The 17,159-nt window shown below is 33.4% G+C and carries 15 protein-coding genes and 1 pseudogene; all 16 read left to right on the top strand.

Annotated elements, in window-relative coordinates; genetic code table 11:
- The first annotated feature begins 96 nt into the window (after window positions 1-96).
- The 16 genes and pseudogenes from dnaN (at window position 97) to AC38BG_RS01985 (ending at window position 17,159) form a co-directional block, all read left to right on the top strand.
- The gene (dnaN, locus tag AC38BG_RS02060; protein WP_489937511.1) at window positions 97-1,227 is read left to right on the top strand and encodes a DNA polymerase III subunit beta; all 1,131 of its coding nucleotides are present in this window, start codon (window positions 97-99) and stop codon (window positions 1,225-1,227) included.
- 211 nt (window positions 1,228-1,438) lie between these two features.
- The gene (gene yaaA, locus AC38BG_RS02055; RefSeq protein ID WP_489937510.1) at window positions 1,439-1,657 is read left to right on the top strand and encodes a S4 domain-containing protein YaaA; all 219 of its coding nucleotides are present in this window, start codon (window positions 1,439-1,441) and stop codon (window positions 1,655-1,657) included.
- Window positions 1,658-1,659: 2 nt separating this feature from the next.
- Complete coding sequence (recF, locus tag AC38BG_RS02050) at window positions 1,660-2,793, top strand: DNA replication/repair protein RecF (protein WP_489937509.1); 1,134 nt, start codon at window positions 1,660-1,662, stop codon at window positions 2,791-2,793.
- The gene (gene gyrB / locus AC38BG_RS02045) at window positions 2,786-4,744 is read left to right on the top strand and encodes a DNA topoisomerase (ATP-hydrolyzing) subunit B (protein WP_489937508.1); all 1,959 of its coding nucleotides are present in this window, start codon (window positions 2,786-2,788) and stop codon (window positions 4,742-4,744) included. The genes recF and gyrB overlap by 8 nt, the downstream gene beginning before the upstream one ends.
- Window positions 4,745-4,757: 13 nt before the next feature.
- Window positions 4,758-7,217: a DNA gyrase subunit A gene (gyrA, locus tag AC38BG_RS02040; protein ID WP_489937507.1), complete on the top strand. Its 2,460-nt coding sequence runs from the start codon at window positions 4,758-4,760 to the stop codon at window positions 7,215-7,217.
- A 200-nt stretch (window positions 7,218-7,417) separates the two neighbouring features.
- Window positions 7,418-7,711: a 30S ribosomal protein S6 gene (gene rpsF / locus AC38BG_RS02035; protein WP_489937506.1), complete on the top strand. Its 294-nt coding sequence runs from the start codon at window positions 7,418-7,420 to the stop codon at window positions 7,709-7,711.
- A gap of 39 nt (window positions 7,712-7,750) precedes the next feature.
- Window positions 7,751-8,284: a single-stranded DNA-binding protein gene (ssb, locus tag AC38BG_RS02030; protein WP_489937505.1), complete on the top strand. Its 534-nt coding sequence runs from the start codon at window positions 7,751-7,753 to the stop codon at window positions 8,282-8,284.
- A gap of 25 nt (window positions 8,285-8,309) precedes the next feature.
- Window positions 8,310-8,549: a 30S ribosomal protein S18 gene (gene rpsR / locus AC38BG_RS02025; RefSeq protein WP_489937504.1), complete on the top strand. Its 240-nt coding sequence runs from the start codon at window positions 8,310-8,312 to the stop codon at window positions 8,547-8,549.
- 141 nt (window positions 8,550-8,690) lie between these two features.
- A complete protein-coding gene (locus tag AC38BG_RS02020; protein ID WP_489937503.1) occupies window positions 8,691-10,706 on the top strand; it encodes a DHH family phosphoesterase in 2,016 nt (671 codons plus the stop codon).
- 23 nt (window positions 10,707-10,729) lie between these two features.
- Complete coding sequence (gene rplI / locus AC38BG_RS02015; protein ID WP_489937502.1) at window positions 10,730-11,185, top strand: 50S ribosomal protein L9; 456 nt, start codon at window positions 10,730-10,732, stop codon at window positions 11,183-11,185.
- A 17-nt stretch (window positions 11,186-11,202) separates the two neighbouring features.
- Window positions 11,203-12,576, top strand: a complete 1,374-nt coding sequence (dnaB, locus tag AC38BG_RS02010; protein ID WP_489937501.1) for a replicative DNA helicase — start codon at window positions 11,203-11,205, stop codon at window positions 12,574-12,576.
- 93 nt (window positions 12,577-12,669) lie between these two features.
- Window positions 12,670-13,593, top strand: coding sequence for an NADP-dependent oxidoreductase (locus tag AC38BG_RS02005; protein ID WP_489937500.1), 924 nt, complete (start codon window positions 12,670-12,672; stop codon window positions 13,591-13,593).
- A 179-nt stretch (window positions 13,594-13,772) separates the two neighbouring features.
- The gene (locus tag AC38BG_RS02000) at window positions 13,773-14,615 is read left to right on the top strand and encodes a PRD domain-containing protein (protein WP_489937499.1); all 843 of its coding nucleotides are present in this window, start codon (window positions 13,773-13,775) and stop codon (window positions 14,613-14,615) included.
- An 11-nt stretch (window positions 14,616-14,626) separates the two neighbouring features.
- Entirely contained in the window at window positions 14,627-14,971 is a 345-nt protein-coding gene (locus AC38BG_RS01995; protein WP_489937498.1) for a PTS lactose/cellobiose transporter subunit IIA, read from the top strand.
- Between the two features lies 1 nt (window position 14,972).
- A pseudogene (locus AC38BG_RS01990) lies at window positions 14,973-16,709 on the top strand (PTS transporter subunit EIIC); the annotation flags it as partial.
- Entirely contained in the window at window positions 16,686-17,159 is a 474-nt protein-coding gene (locus AC38BG_RS01985; RefSeq protein WP_489937825.1) for a PTS sugar transporter subunit IIB, read from the top strand. The pseudogene AC38BG_RS01990 and the gene AC38BG_RS01985, both read left to right, overlap by 24 nt.

Here is a 17,159-nt window from a genome sequence, read left to right as displayed (position 1 = left end):
AATCACTTTTCAACACAATTCACAGCCCCTACTACTACAACTAAGATAATAATATATAATAATAAAGAATCTGATCTAAAAATAGGAGAAGTTAAAATGAAATTTACAATAAACAGAAATCTTTTTTTAGAAAATCTAAATAACGTCATGCGAGCAATTTCTTCTAGAGCAACTATTCCTATACTTAGTGGAATAAAACTTAATTTAACGCAAACTCAATTAATTCTTACAGGATCTGATACAGATATTTCTATTGAAATAAAAATTCCAGTAAGTGAAGATTTAGTTGTTGAATCAACAGGATCTATTGTTTTACCCGCAAGATTTTTTAGTGAAATAGTAAAAAAGCTACCTGGAAAAGATTTTTCATTTGAAGTAAAGGAGAGTTTTCAAACTCAAATAAAATCTGAAAATAGTGAATTTACAATTAATGGATTAGATGCCAATAATTATCCTCATTTACCCGAAGTCAATAATGAAGCTGCATTTGAGATTGCTGGTAAGACTTTCCATGAACTTATTAATGAAACTAATTTTGCAGTTGCTAATCAAGAATCTCGACCAATTTTAACTGGAGTACACTTTATTTTTACTTCAAATGAAATAAAGGCAGTTGCAACAGACAGTCATCGACTATCACAGCGTGTAATATCTTTAGATAAAGGACCTAAAAATAAGGCAGATTTAATAATTCCTGGTAAGAGTTTGATTGAATTGTCACGAATAATTGGTGATAGTGATCCAAAAGTTAGTGTAAACCCAGGTGAAAGCCAAGTGCTATTTATTATTGGAAATATGTCATTTTATTCAAGACTATTAGAGGGAACTTATCCAGATACCGATCGTTTATTGCCAACTTCAAGTACAACTGAAGTAGAATTTGATCGTAATGATTTATCTCAAGCATTAGATCGAGTTAGTTTATTAACTCATGAAGGTCGAAATAATGTTGTTAAATTAACTTTAGATGTTGAAAAAGGAGAAACTATTTTACGAGGTAACTCTCCAGAAATAGGTAATGTTGAAGAAAAACCTGCTACACAAAAATTAACAGGAAAGAATTTAGAAATTTCATTTAATCCTGATTATTTACAAGCTGCACTCAGAGCCTCAATCACTGATACAATTTTGATGAAATTTACGGAAAGTTTACGCCCGTTTACAGTAACTCCAGGTAAAGAAAATATTAATTTTGTTCAACTGATTACCCCTGTAAGAACATTTTAGAAATTGAATTAGATTATCTGAAAAGATAGTCTATTTTTTTACCCAAAATTCATATAATGCAAAAATTAGGGCCAATAAGGAATTTTACTAGTGCTTTAGTACAGGAATTCGAGTTAAAAAATAAAGCGCTAAAATCGGCTATTATAGCTCGCAAAATTTGCTATAAAGTTACCTAAAGCTTATAATTATAGGTATTATAAGGATTATTGAGGTGGTTAAAATAAAGACTTTTAAAATAAAGGGTGAATATATCAGTCTGGGACAATTTTTAAAAGAAGAAAATTATATTTCTTCTGGAGGTCAGGCAAAATGGTATTTACAAAAATCACCAGCTAAGTTAAATGGAGAACTAGAAAATCGCCGAGGTAAAAAGATACATCCTGGAGATGAATTAGTAATTGATGAAGATACCTATAAGTTTGAACAGTAATAATGGATTTAACTCATTTAGAACTTAAAAATTTTCGTAATTTTAAAAATTTAAAAATTGATTTTTCTCCTGAAGTTAATATTTTTTTGGGCAGGAATGCTCAAGGAAAAACTAATTTATTAGAAGCAATCAATTTTTTGGGCTTAACAAGATCACATCGGTCAAATAATGACAAAGAATTAATTAAATTCAGGCAAAAATATGCTGAGTTATCAGGTCATATTCAAAAAAGCCAAGTCGAGATTGACTTAAAAGTTCGAATAACGCCTAAAGGTAAAAAAGTTTGGATCAATAATCTAGAGCAAAAAAAGCTATCAAATTATATTGGAAAATTAAATACGATTTTGTTTTCACCTGAAGATTTATTTTTAATTAAAGGCTCACCAACCAAAAGAAGACGCTTCATGGATTTAGAATTTGGGCAGATAAATTATGAGTATTTATATTTTACGAGCCAGTATCGACAAGTACTCCAACAAAAAAATAATTATTTAAAAAAACTCGCATCTAAAAAAACTATTGATGAGGTATTTTTAGAAGTTTTATCTGATCAATTAGCTGGAATAGCTGCTGAAGTAGTCAAACGTAGATTTGAATATTTATCTAAATTGAGTGCATATGCGACGCGTGCATATCGAGCTTTAAGCAATGGACAAGAAAAACTGACAGTTAAATATGTTCCATCTATTGCTAATTTAGAAGAACAAGATAATGTTGAGACCTTATATAAAAAGATTTTGGCTAATTACCAAGCTGGTATAAATAAAGAAATTAAAATGCAGGTTACACTGGCTGGACCTCATAGAGATGATGTGCAATTTTTATTAAACAAAAGAGATGCCCATATATATGCATCACAAGGCCAGCAGCGAACGATTGCTTTGAGTCTTAAATTAGCACAAGTTGATTTAGTACATGAATTAACTCACGAATATCCAATCTTGTTGTTAGATGATGTGATGAGTGAACTAGATAGTAAAAGACAAGAAGCGTTACTTGAATATATCAAGGACAAGACCCAAACTTTTATTACTACAACTAATTTAGAAGGTATTTCCCAGGAAATAATAGCGAGTCCTAAAATATTTACAATTAATGCAGGACAAGTAGACAAGAAAGAGAATACAAATGGCTGAAGAAAGAGAAATTAAACAAGCAAAGAAATTTGAACAAGAAGCTGATAAATATAATGCTAGCCAAATTCAGGTTCTAGGCGGACTAGAGGCTGTTAGGAAAAGACCTGGTATGTACATTGGATCTACTAGTTCTCAAGGATTACATCATTTAGTTTGGGAAGTTATTGATAATAGTATTGATGAACGATTAGCAGGATTTGCTGACAAAATCGAAGTAACTGTTAATGAAGATGGCAGTGTTACAGTTCAAGATAATGGACGTGGTATCCCTGTTGATATCCAAAAAAAGACTGGTCGACCAGCACTAGAAACAGTTTATACTGTCTTGCACGCTGGAGGTAAATTTGGCGGTGGCGGATACAAGGTATCTGGAGGATTACATGGTGTTGGCGCATCTGTAGTTAATGCTTTATCTACTAAATTAGATGTTACTGTTATGAGAGATGGTAAAAAATATCATATTGCTTTTGATCATGGACGTGTAACTCAAGAAATGACAGTCATTGGGAGCGTACCATTAACTGAACATGGAACGATAGTACACTTTTATCCAGATCCGGATATATTTACTGAAACAATAGTATTTGATGATAAAGTACTAAAAAATCGGATTCGTGAATTAGCATTTTTGAATAAAGGTCTAACTTTAACATTTATAGATAAGCGTAAAGATAGTGCAGAAAAAGATGTATACCACTATGATGGTGGGATTAAAGAGTATGTGGCATTTTTAGATAAAAAAGCTGACGTTTTATTCAAAGAGCCAATATATGTTGAAGGCGACTATGATGGTATAAATGTCGAAGTTGCATTGCAATATACAACTGGATATAAGACAACTTTGATGACATTTGCTAACAATATTCATACTTATGAAGGTGGAACCCATGAAGCTGGGTTTAAGATAGCTTTAACGCGTGTGATTAATGATTATGCAAGAAAAGCTGGAATCTTAAAAGACAGCGATAGCAATCTATCTGGGGAAGATATCCGTGAAGGAATGACTGCGGTCATTTCAATCAAACACCCAGATCCACAATTTGAAGGCCAGACTAAGACAAAACTTGGTAACTCTGATGCAAGAGCTGCTGTAGATCGTGCTTTTTCAGAAGCATTTAGCAAGTTTTTATTAGAAAATCCAAAAGTCGCAAGAAAGATTGTTGAAAAAGGTCAATTAGCAGAACGTGCAAGAATTGCTGCAAAACGTGCACGAGAAGTTACTAGAAAAAAGTCAGGATTAGAAATTTCTAATTTACCAGGCAAATTAGCTGATAATACTAGCAAAGATCCAAAAATATCTGAATTATTCATCGTCGAAGGAGATTCAGCTGGAGGTTCTGCAAAACAAGGTCGTTCTCGCTTAACTCAAGCTATATTGCCTATTAGAGGTAAAATATTGAATGTTGAAAAAGCTTCAATGGATCGAATTTTGGCAAATCAAGAAATTAGAACTTTGTTTACAGCTTTGGGAACAGGTTTTGGAGCTGATTTTGATGTTAATAAAGCAAGATATCATAAGTTGATAATTATGACTGATGCTGATGTTGATGGAGCACATATTAGAATTTTGTTATTGACACTATTTTATCGTTATATGAGACCTATGCTTAAATCAGGCTATGTCTATATTGCGCGTCCACCCCTATATCAAGTGCGCCAAGGAAAAATTGTTAAATATCTAGATAGTGATGAAGAATTGCATGATTATTTGGGTTCACTGCAACCAAGTCCCAAACCTATCGTTCAACGATACAAAGGATTAGGTGAGATGGATGCTGAACAATTATGGGAGACTACCATGAATCCAGAAAATCGGCGCTTAGATAGAGTTAGTCCTGAATATGCTGCGGATGCAGATAAAGTATTTGAAGTCTTAATGGGAAATGATGTTTCACCAAGACGAGAATTTATCGAAAAGAACGCTAAATATGTTGAAAATCTAGACGCTTAGGAAGGGATAAAGAATGGATAATCAAACACAAGACCATAGAATTAGGAATGTTGATTTAACATCCACAATGCGTAGTTCATTTCTAGATTATGCAATGAGTGTTATCGTCGCACGTGCATTGCCAGATGTACGTGATGGATTAAAACCAGTGCAGCGTAGAATACTATATGGAATGAGTGAATTAGGGGTAACTCCTGATAAACCATATAAGAAATCTGCCAGAATAGTTGGTGAAGTTATGGGTAAATTTCATCCACATGGAGATTCAGCTATTTATGAAGCTATGGTTCACATGGCACAAGACTTTAGTTATCGCTATATGTTAGTTGATGGACATGGAAACTTTGGTTCAATTGATGGTGATAGTCCTGCTGCTATGCGATACACTGAAGCGAGAATGAGCAAGATGGCTTTAGAGATGTTGCGAGATATCAATAAAGATACAATTGATTGGCAGCCAAACTATGATGATACAGAACGTGAACCTAGTGTATTACCTGCAAGATTTCCTAATTTATTAGTTAATGGAGCCACTGGTATTGCAGTTGGTATGACGACTAATATTGCTCCACATAATTTGGATGAAGTAATTAGCGGATTACACTTATTGATGAAAAATCCAGATGTTACAATTCCTGAATTAATGAAGGCTATTCCAGGCCCTGATTTTCCAACAGGTGGTGTAATTATGGGACGTAGTGGAATATTGCGTTCTTATGAAACAGGTCGTGGAAATATTGTTGTTCGTGCAAAAACTAATATCGAAACTGAAAAAAGTGGTCGCCAAATAATTGCTGTTACTGAAATTCCATATATGGTAAACAAAGCGCGTTTAGTTGAAAAAATTGCTGAGCTTGCTCGTGATAAACGAATTGATGGGATTACTGGATTAAGAGATGAATCCGATCAGCATGGGATGCGTATTACAATTGATATTCGTCGCGATGCGAGTGCAAGTGTAGTTTTGAATAACTTATTTAAAAATACGCAAATGCAGACAAACTATGGTATGAATATGGTTGCAATTGTTGATGGTGCACCAAGGATTCTCAATTTAAAGCAAATGTTGCAATATTATTTGGATCATCAAGAAGATGTTGTAACTAGAAGAACCAAGTTTGAATTGCGCAAAGCTCAAGCAAGAGCTCATATTTTAGCAGGATTGCGAATTGCATTAGATCATATTGATGAAATAGTTAAAATTATCAGATCATCTAATAGCAGTGATATAGCAAAAGCTACTTTGATTAGTAGATTTGAATTAGATGATAAGCAAGCTCAAGCAATTTTAGATATGCGTTTAGTTCGTTTAACTGGATTAGAACGCGATAAAATTGAAGCTGAATACAATGAATTACTAGAAAAAATTGCTGATTATAAAGATATTTTGGCTAAGCCTGAACGAATTGATCAAATAATTTATAATGAATTACTTGATATTCAAAAGCGCTTTGGGGATGCTCGTAGAACTCAAATAGCTGCTAGTGAAGTGATTTCAATTGAAGACGAAGATCTAATTGAAAAAGAAAATGTGATTTTAACTATGACTCATTCTGGCTATATTAAGAGAATGCCGGTTGCTGATTTCAAATCACAAAACCGTGGAGGCAAAGGTATCAAAGGAATGGGTGTCCAAGATGGTGACTTTATTGAACATTTAATTTATTCAAATAGTCATGATTATTTATTGTTTTTTACTAATAAAGGAAAAGTTTATTCTAAAAAGGCCTATGAAATTCCTGAATTTGGAAGAGTTGCTAAAGGATTGCCAATAGTTAATTTATTACAACTAGATAATGGTGAGAAGATTCAAGCAATTATAAATATTCCTCAAGAAACTAGTGATAATTATTTATTCTTTGTTACAAAATTAGGAATTGTAAAGCGCACTTCTGTAAATGAATTTAGTAATATTAGAAATAGTGGCTTAATTGCACTTAATTTAAAAGAAAATGATGAATTAACTAATGCAATTTTGACAGATGGTAAGCAAAACATCTTAATTGGTACTCATTTGGGATATGCTGTAACATTTAATGAAAATGATGTTCGTGTGATGGGAAGAACTGCAACTGGTGTACGTGGGATTAAATTACGTGAAAACGATTATGTTGTTGGCAGTGATATTTTGAAACCTGATGATGAAGTGTTAGTTATTTCAGAAAAAGGTTATGGAAAACGGACTAAAGCTAGCGAATATCCAGTTAAAGGTCGCGGCGGTAAAGGAATCAAGACTGCTAAAATTAGTGAAAAAAATGGACCTTTAGCTAGTGTTTCAGTAGTATCTAGTGATCAAGATATTATGGTTATAACTACTGATGGAATCATGATTAGATTTGATGTAAATGATATTTCTCAAACTGGTCGTGCTACATTAGGTGTGAGATTGATTAGAATTGATCAACAAAATACTGTTGCTAGTTTAGCAATTGTTCCAACCGAAGCTGAACAACAAGAAGTTCCTGCTGAATAAAAATAATAATAAAAAAGAAATTATCGACTAAAATGTAGTAATTAATATATAGGGGGATAATTAATCTTCCTAGGATCACGTGTTTTTAGTTTGGTATTTTCTTTTTTTTATGTTAGAATCTAAACTTGTGAGTAAGTTATATTACTCCTTGTTCTTGCATAAAGACAAGAACCATTTAGTCCAGAAGGAGGTGCATACATATGCAAACTAAGTATGAAATTACATACATCATCAAACCAGATATTGATGAAGAAGCAAAAGCTGCTGTTGTTGATAAATACGATAAAGTAATTACTGATAATGGTGGTTCAATGGTTGAATCAAAAGACTGGGGTAAGCGTCGTTTCGCATACGAAATTAATAAGTATCGCGAAGGTACATACCATATTATGGTGTTTACTGCAGACAACGCTAATGCAGTTGATGAATTTGGTCGTTTAACTAAGATTGATAATCAAGTTTTGCGTTCAATGATTGTTAAATTAGAAAAATAGTTAATTTTCGTAAATTAGGAAAAGAAAGGACAGTTTTGTATGATTAATAGAGTTGTACTTGTTGGCCGTTTAACACGTGATCCTGATTTGCGCACTACTGGAAGTGGGATTTCAGTCGCAACATTCACATTAGCCGTAGATCGGCAATTTTCTAATGCTCAAGGCGAGCGTGGTGCGGATTTTATTAATTGTGTCATCTGGCGTAAAGCAGCAGAAAATTTTGCCAACTTTGCATCCAAAGGTTCACTTGTGGGCATTGACGGCCGAATCCAAACCAGGAGCTATGATAATAAAGATGGGCAACGTGTGTATGTGACTGAAGTGATAGTAGATAATTTTACACTTCTTGAGTCGCGTAGAGATCGTGAAGCTCGTAATCAAAATGGTGGATATAATGCACCAAATAACGGTAATTCATTTGGAAATAATGCGCCAAATACGAATAATTTCCAGGGAAATAGCGCACCAGTAAATGATGCAAATAATAACAATGATAATCAACAAAAACCGCAAGATCCATTTGCGGGTTCTGGTGATACTATTGATATTTCTGATGATGATTTACCATTTTAATCTTTAAAAGAAAGGATCTGAAGACATGCCTCAACAACAAAGAAGAGGTGGACATCGTCGCCGTAAGGTAGACTTTATCGCTGCTAATCATATCGATTATGTTGATTATAAAGATATTGATCTGTTGAAACGTTTTATCTCAGAAAGAGGTAAAATTTTACCACGTCGTGTCACTGGTACTAGTGCAAAGAATCAACGTAAGTTGACTATTGCTATTAAGAGAGCTCGTATTATGGGATTATTACCGTTCGTAGCTGAAGATTAATAAAAAATAAACAGATTGACATATAAGTCGTTCCCCTCATAATTGAAGGGACGACTTTTTTTGTGTTTTCTACTGAAATCGTATTAAAAGATAGAGTATAATAAAAGCGATATATTGATTTTCAAGCAAGAGAGGATCTTCATGAAAGATTTTTTACGTAAACTTGAACTACCGGAATTTATTAAAGATTCACGTCTGACAGCTTCACTAATCATGGTAGTGGTTTTAGCCCTGCTTAGCGCAATAATAGGTATTGCAATTAGCCCATTATTTGGGCTAGCAATGACTTTAATCTTTATTTTGATTTGCGCGTTTACTGTTTATGGTATATATGTTCTAGCGGGAAATGCAAACAACTTTGCAGCTAATCTATCTTATCGAATCAAGCGTAGTGAGCAAGAGGCAATGATAAAAATGCCTTTGGGGATTATGCTTTATGATAGTGATCATCGTATTCAATGGGTTAATCCATATTTACAATTATATTTAAAAGATAGTGATCCAATAGGGCGAAGCATTAAGTCTGTTGCTCCACAACTTAATGAGTTAGTAGAACAAGCAATAAAAAAGCCAAGTGATAAAAGAAATATCATAAAATGGGGCTCAAAACAATTTGAAATGGTTGTAAGAGATAAATTGGGAGTAATTTATCTCTTAGATATTACAAAATATGCAAAAATTGAAGAACGCTATAAAGCAGAACGTCTAGCTATCGGTTTAATTTTTATTGATAATTATGATGAGTTAAGTCAAGCGATGAACGATCAAGATATCTCTGCTATGAGTTCTTATGTTCAAAATACATTAAGTGAATATGCAAATAAATTTCAATCTTATTTAAAAAGAATTGATGAAGATCACTTTATATTTTTGACCCATGTTCAAGACTTAGAAAAAATTGAAAAAGATAAGTTTTCTGTGTTGGATAAAGTGCGAACAGAAACTAGCAGAAACAATACCCCATTGACTTTATCAATTGGGATTGCATTTGGTAGTGATTCATTAAATGAAGTAGCAGATCAAGCTCAATCTAACCTTGATTTAGCATTAGGTCGTGGTGGAGATCAGGTTGTATTAAGGGCTCCTGGAAAAGAAGCTAGATTTTTTGGTGGCAAATCTAATCCAATGGAGCGCAGAACTCGCGTTAGAGCAAGAATGGTTACTCAAGCATTGCAAGAGTTATTTAAAGATACTGATCAAGTTTTTGTGGTGGGACATCAAAGACCTGATATGGATGCAATAGGCGGAGGTATTGGTGTAACTAAGATAGCACTTGCAAATAATGTAAGAGCACATGTAGTTTTAGATGTTAATCATACTAATTATGATGTTGGTAGATTAATTGCAAAAATGCAGGAAAAAAAGCAAGATCAAAATATTTTTATTAGCCCAGAAGATGCAATAAAACAAGCTACTGATCGTTCATTATTAGTTATGGTAGATCATTCTAAATATTCTATTACTTATGATAAAGAATTATATGATCGATTAAAAAATAGGCTAGTAATCATTGATCATCATAGAAGAGGAGAAGAATTCCCCGAAAATCCTATGCTGGTCTATATTGAACCATATGCATCATCTACTTGTGAATTAGTAACTGAGATGGTTGAATATCAGCCGCAACATAAAAAACGTATCTTAACTGAATTAGAAGCTACTGCAATGCTTGCGGGTATCACAGTAGATACTAAAGAATTTTCATTGCGTACAGGCACTAGAACTTTTGATGCTGCTAGTTATTTGCGTTCAATTGGTGCAAGTACATCAGAAGTATCGGATTTATTAAAAGAAGATATTTCTAGTTTTATGCAAAGGGCTCATTTAGTCGCAACTTTGAAAATGATTCGCCCAGATATTGCATTATTGCAAGGTTCAAATAATCAAATTATCGATCCAATTATTACCGCTCAAGCTGCAGATACTGCACTATCTTTAGAACATGTTGGAGCTAGTTTTGCGGTTACAAGAAGATCAAAGGATACTATTGGCATTTCTGCTCGCTCTATGGGTAAAATTAATGTACAAGTTATCATGGAAAAATTGGGCGGTGGAGGTCATCTATCAAACGCAGCTACTCAATTAAAAGGTATTACAATTGATGAAGCTACGGATAAATTACTTGCAGCAATTGAAGAATATGAAAAAGAAAATTAATTTATAATACGAGGAGAATAATTATGAAAGTTATTTTTATTAAAGATGTTCACGGTCGTGGTAAGCGTGGGGATGTTAAAGAAGTCCCAACAGGTTATGCGCAAAATTATTTAATTAAAAACGGTTATGCTAAACCTGCAACAGATTCAAATATGCATAACTTGCAAAGAATTCAAAAAGCAGAACACGATGCTTATGAAGCAGAAAAAGCTGAAGCTGAAAAGGTAAAAGAGCTTTTAGAAAAAGATGAAACTGTAGTTAAGTTTCAATCAAAAGCAGGGACTGATTCTAGATTATTTGGTTCTATTTCAAGCAAAAAAATTGTTGAAGGACTAGACAAGCAATATGGTATAAAGATCGATAAGCGCAAATTAAACTTACCAGAACCCATTAAATCATTAGGATATACTAATGTACCTGTTAAATTATTTAAAGGTGTAGAAGCAAAAATTAGAGTTCATATTACTGAGCAAAATTAATAAGGTGTGATAATTAAATGGATAATGTTGTTGCAACGCAAATACCTCATGATGCAGAAGCAGAAAAAGCTGTTTTGGGAGCTGTTTTTATAGATCCAGAAGCAATTGCGGAAGCTACAAGTATTGTTGAACCAGATGATTTTTATGAACGAGCTAATAGACTGGTATTCCAAGCGATGGTGGACTTATCTGATCGCGGGGATGCAATTGATCCAGTAACATTGCAAGCTCAATTATCAAAAAACAATCAATTAGAAGATATTGGTGGAATTGCATATGTATCAGAATTAGCAGTTGCAACTCCAACATCTGCCCATGTTAGTTATTATGCACAAATTGTACATCGTAAGGCGCTATTAAGGCGTCTTATTTCTGCTAGTCAAAAGATCATTCAGAATGCAATCCAAGGCTCAGATGATGTAACTGATATCTTAGATGATGCTGAAAGCGAAATATTAAATGTTTCATCTCAAAATAATACAACTGGATTTAGGTCAATTAAAGATATTGTTAACACTGCAGTTGATGACATAAATGCTATTCCAGAAGATGGTAATTCAGTAACAGGATTACCTACCGGTTTTGTTTTATTGGATAAGATGACAACTGGGTTGCACGATGATGAGTTAATTATTATCGCTGCAAGACCTGGTGTGGGTAAGACTTCATTTGCAATGAATGTAGCACAAAATGTTGGCTTACATACTGATAAAACAGTCGCTGTATTTTCACTAGAAATGAGTGGTGAACAGTTAGTTCAAAGAATGCTAGCTTCTGAAGGATTAATTGATTCACAGAAATTGCGGACAGGACAATTAGATTCAGAGGATTGGCATAAGTTGATTATGGCTTCTGGATCTCTTGCCGAAGCATCAATTTATATTGATGATACTCCTGGCATTAAAATGAATGAGATCAGATCAAAGGCTAGAAGACTGGCAAAAGAAACAGGAAATTTAGGGCTAATCGTAATTGATTATTTGCAGTTAATCGAAGGCCCTCGTGGTGAATCCCGCCAGCAAGAAGTTTCTGCAATATCTAGACAACTAAAAAAACTAGCTAAAGAATTGCATGTACCAGTTATTGCACTTTCACAGTTATCAAGATCAGTTGAACAAAGACAAGATAAAAGGCCAGTATTATCAGATATTCGTGAATCTGGATCTATTGAACAAGATGCTGATATTGTCGCATTTTTATATCGCGAAGATTATTATCGTGATGAAAATGATGATGGCGATGATAGTGAAGTTGGTGCAGAAGATGACAATGGTGAAGTTGAAGTAATTATTGAAAAGAACCGTTCTGGTAGCCGTGGAACTGTGAAGTTAATGTTTTCTAAACCATACAACAGATTTTCTAATCTGGATTATGCACATAATGAAGAATAAGTATGAAATCTCTTTATCAAATGATAGAGGGGTTTTTATTTTTGGATATATAATGAAGTCAGTGATACTAATTTAAGAATGTGAGGGCAAATTATGAAAGCATATGGATATAAAGAATTTGGTAAACCTGCAATTTTTGAAGAATTAGATATTGATGAACCACAAATTGAAAAAGATAATCAAGTTATTGTTGAAACACTTGCTGTAGGGATGAACAACTTTGATTTGATTCAAAGTACAGGTGCTTTTGGTGGTAAATTACCAATTGTTCCTGGCAAAGATGTTGTAGGGAGGGTAATTGAAATAGGCAACGGTGTAAAAAATATTAAAATTGGAGATGTTGTAGTAGCTTCTGCTAGCCATACTTATGCAGATAAGGTACGCATGATTGAAGCTAAATTAACTAAAAAGCCTGATAATATATCAAATGAGGCTGCTGTAACTCTAGTAACTCCTGGAATCACTGCTTATAATGCAGTAAATGTTTTTACATCAATCAAGCCACATGACAAGGTATTAATTAATGGTGCTACTGGTGGAGTTGGGTCGATTGCAGCTCAGCTTGCTAAAAAATTAGGTGCATATGTAATTGGAGTTGGATCTTCAAAAAACGCTGAATACTTAAAGAGTTTAAATTTAGATGAAGTAGCTTATTATGATACTGAAAATATTAATGAAAAATATAAAGATAAGGTTGATGTTGCAATTAATCTTGCATTAAATGGAGCAGATAGTGCATTAATTGGCAGTGTTGTAAAAAATGGCGGACGAGCTGCTTCTGTTGGTGATAGCGGTGATTTAAAAGGCAAGAATATCGCATTTAAAGAAATAATGCCGCTAAAGGCAAGTTATACAAAAACTGCATTAACTAAATTAGTACAGATGGTGGCTAATAATGATCTACAAGTAAAGGTTTTTAAAGTATTGCCACTTAATTTATCAGGAGTTATTGAAGGAATGAAGTTACTTGCAACACATCATGCTCCAGGTCGAATTGTAATGGAAAAAAATAAATAATAATTGTAAAAGAAAGTGTTTACATTTATGTAAGCGTATGCTAAGCTAAAAATGTCAATAAAACATTAAGTGGATTGTTACTATTGAATTAGGCAAAACTGCGAATTGCTAACTATTTCTTATAGATATGTATGGAAGTAGTGTAGTTGTTCGCAGTTTTTTTATTCAGTGAGAAAGAGGTGAAAATCTTGTATCGAATTATTCAAGTTCTCAATAATAATGTTGCGCTTGTCAAAAATGAAAATAATGAACAAGCGATCGCAATGGGAAAAGGCTTGATCTTCAATAAGAAAAAAGGAGATTTAATATCTAAGGATCAAATAGATAAGTTATTTGAATTGAGAACAACAGAATCAATAGAAGACTTTTCTAATTTATTAAAGGATATCCCAATTGACTTTGTTACTACCACTTATGAAATTATTGATCATGCAGTTAAAGATTATAATTATCCAGTTCAAAGATATATTTATGTTACTTTAACTGATCACTTATTTGCATCATATCAACGCTTATTAAACGGAGACAAGCAAGTAAATTATATTCCAGACTTACATGATAGCTACCCTGTACCTTATGCAATTGCTACTGATGCAGTGCAAATACTAAAAGACAAGCTAGGAATTGAATTACCCTTAGATGAAGTTAAATCAATTGCATTACATTTTATTAATGCATTTGATGTACAAGCCCAACAAAATATTAAGTTGGGTTTAGATAAGCAACTTGAAAAATTGATGCAAGAAGAGTTGGAGCGCAATGGCATTTATCGGACTAAAGAAAATGCTTCTTATTATGATCGATTGATGATACATATTAAATATTTTGCGGAAAGAATAGTAGATTCAAAGCAAGATGATTTAACAGTATCAAATAAGATCACTAATGACTTAAAGATAGAGTATCCTAAAGCGTTTAAGATAACCCAATTTATCAAGCAATTGATAAAGGATCGATTGAATATCGAATTATCTTTAAGTGAACAATTATATTTAACAATACATATTCAAAGATTATTGTAGGAGGAATTATTATGGCTACTAAAGAAGAAATATCAATGACAGGTTTTGCAATTGTCGCATATGCAGGGGATGCAAAGACAGCATTATTAAAGGCAATAAAAAAAGCTAAAGCTGGAGAATATGCTGAAGCAGAAAATTTAGTTAAAGAAGCTAATGAATCAATTGTTGAGGCACATAATGAACAAACTAAATTGCTCAGCCAAGAAGCAGATGGTCAAGATATGGATGTTACTTTTATCATGGTTCATGGTCAAGATACTTTAATGACAACCATGATGTTAAAAGATCAAGTGGAATATTTCATTGACATGTATAAACATATTAACGAATTAGAAGCAAAATTAGGAGAAAAATAAAATGGATGGGCTAGTAAAGCGCATCGAGAAATTACAACCTGCCTTTAGAAAGATTGCACAAAATAAATATTTGCGTTCAATCAGAGATGGGTTCATTTCATTGATGCCAATCATTATCTTTTCAAGTATTTTTATGCTGGTAGCTTATGTCCCAAATATCTGGGGTTATCACTGGCCAGCTGGAGTAGAAACTGCATTAGTTAAAGCCTATAACTATTCAATGGGGATTTTAGCCTTCATTGCTGCAGGAACTGTTGCTAAAGCATTAACAGGAATCTTGAATTTGGAATTACCAAAAACTAACCAAATTCCTGAAACTGCTGTAATGTATTCTGCACAAATAGCTTTTTTGTTGATGGTTGCAGATCCAGTTAACTTAAAGATGGGTTTTACTTTATTTGCAGGATTTTTAGGATCTAAAGGATTAATTTCTGCATTCTTAGTAGCCTTTATTGTTCCTAATATTTACTACTTCTGTTTTAAAAACCACATCACTATTAAATTACCTGATGTAGTACCACAAAACATCTCAGAAGCTTTCCAAAATATCTTTCCATTTGGATTTTCACTAACATTATTTTGGTTATTAGATATTGGATTTAGAGCTTTAACTGGTACTAACTTAGCTGATTGGATTATTAGAGTATTATCTCCAATCTTCACTGCGGCAGATGGTTATGCAGGACTGGCAATTATTTATGGATTGATGGCATTTTTCTGGTTCGTTGGTATTCAAGGACCATCTATTGTGGAACCTGCTGTTGTAGCTATTTATTTAGCAAACGCTGAAGCTAACTTACACTTATTCCAAGCAGGACATCAAGCAACCAAGGTCTTGACTTATGGTTTACAACAAGGTGTTGCAACTATGGGTGGTACTGGTGCAACTTTGGTGCTAGCATATATGTTTGCATTTATGGCTAAATCAAAACAGGTCAAAGCAGTTGGTCGAGCCAGTTTTATTCCTGTAACGTTCGGAGTTAATGAGCCTATTTTATTTGGTGCTCCAATTATTTTGAACCCTACATTCTTTATTCCATTTATTGTTACACCAATTGTTAATGTTTGGTTATTCAAGTTCTGTGTTGATGTATTCCATATGAATAGTTTCATGTACAACTTACCATGGACGACTCCAGGACCTTTATACATATTCTTAGGTACTGGATTTTCAATCATGGCATTGATTTTTGCAATAGTAATTTTGGCAATTGACTTTGTAATTTACTATCCATTCTTCAAAGCATATGACACTATGTTATTAGCACAAGAAGAGCAAAAAGAAGACCAAGAAGATGCTGAAAAATTAGCTGCTGAAGGCACTAATGAGACAGTAGAATCACCCAAAGCAGAAGCTAAATTAGAAAAACAAGAGGCTAGAGAATTAAACAAAGATCTAGGATATGATCTAAGCAAAACTAAAGATGGTAAGAAATTAAATGTTTTAGTATTGTGTGCAGGAGGTGGAACCAGTGGAATCTTAGCTAAAGCTTTAAATAAATTAGCTAAAGATAAAGATTTACCACTAGAAGCTGCGGCCACAGCATATGGTAATCACTCACAATTATTAAAAGGAATGGATGCAGTTGTACTAGCTCCACAAATGGAAAGTATGAAAGATGAGCTTCAAAAAGAAGCGGATCATGATGATGCAGTGATGATTACAACAACTGGCAAACAATATATCGGTATGACTAGAAATGCCCCAGAAGCATTGAAATATATTATTGATAAATTAGAAACAGAAAAATCAGAAGAGGCTGCTGGTGAAGTTTCACATGAAACATCTACAAAAGCTTCTCAGGATTCTACTAATGATAATGGCTTAGATTATGATTTAAGCAAAACTAAAGATGGTAAGAAATTAAATGTTTTAGTATTGTGTGCAGGAGGTGGAACCAGTGGAATCTTAGCTAAAGCTTTAAATAAATTAGCTAAAGATAAAGATTTACCACTAGAAGCTGCGGCCACAGCATATGGTAATCACTCACAATTATTAAAAGGAATGGATGCGGTTGTACTAGCTCCACAAATGGAAAGTATGAAAGATGAGCTTCAAAAAGAAGCGGATCATGATGATGCAGTGATGATTACAACAACTGGCAAACAATATATCGACATGACTAGAAATGCCCCAGAAGCATTGAAATATATCATCAGTCAGCTAAAAGATAAGGAAGGTAAATAA

It is taken from the genome of Lactobacillus sp. M44 (assembly GCF_058130005.1).
The sequence above is the reverse complement of the archived record's forward strand: the minus strand, read 5'-3'. Positions and strand labels throughout refer to the sequence as shown.

Excerpts from the sequence above, each read along its gene's own strand:
- rplI (WP_489937502.1), top strand. The coding sequence starts at position 10,730 with ATGAAAGTTATTTTTATTAAAGATGTTCACGGTCGTGGTAAGCGTGGG.
- gyrA (WP_489937507.1), top strand. The coding sequence starts at position 4,758 with ATGGATAATCAAACACAAGACCATAGAATTAGGAATGTTGATTTAACA.
- ssb (WP_489937505.1), top strand. The coding sequence starts at position 7,751 with ATGATTAATAGAGTTGTACTTGTTGGCCGTTTAACACGTGATCCTGAT.
- rpsR (WP_489937504.1), top strand. The coding sequence starts at position 8,310 with ATGCCTCAACAACAAAGAAGAGGTGGACATCGTCGCCGTAAGGTAGAC.
- AC38BG_RS02020 (WP_489937503.1), top strand. The coding sequence starts at position 8,691 with ATGAAAGATTTTTTACGTAAACTTGAACTACCGGAATTTATTAAAGAT.
- AC38BG_RS02005 (WP_489937500.1), top strand. The coding sequence starts at position 12,670 with ATGAAAGCATATGGATATAAAGAATTTGGTAAACCTGCAATTTTTGAA.
- rpsF (WP_489937506.1), top strand. The coding sequence starts at position 7,418 with ATGCAAACTAAGTATGAAATTACATACATCATCAAACCAGATATTGAT.
- recF (WP_489937509.1), top strand. The coding sequence starts at position 1,660 with ATGGATTTAACTCATTTAGAACTTAAAAATTTTCGTAATTTTAAAAAT.
- AC38BG_RS01995 (WP_489937498.1), top strand. The coding sequence starts at position 14,627 with ATGGCTACTAAAGAAGAAATATCAATGACAGGTTTTGCAATTGTCGCA.
- dnaN (WP_489937511.1), top strand. The coding sequence starts at position 97 with ATGAAATTTACAATAAACAGAAATCTTTTTTTAGAAAATCTAAATAAC.
- dnaB (WP_489937501.1), top strand. The coding sequence starts at position 11,203 with ATGGATAATGTTGTTGCAACGCAAATACCTCATGATGCAGAAGCAGAA.
- gyrB (WP_489937508.1), top strand. The coding sequence starts at position 2,786 with ATGGCTGAAGAAAGAGAAATTAAACAAGCAAAGAAATTTGAACAAGAA.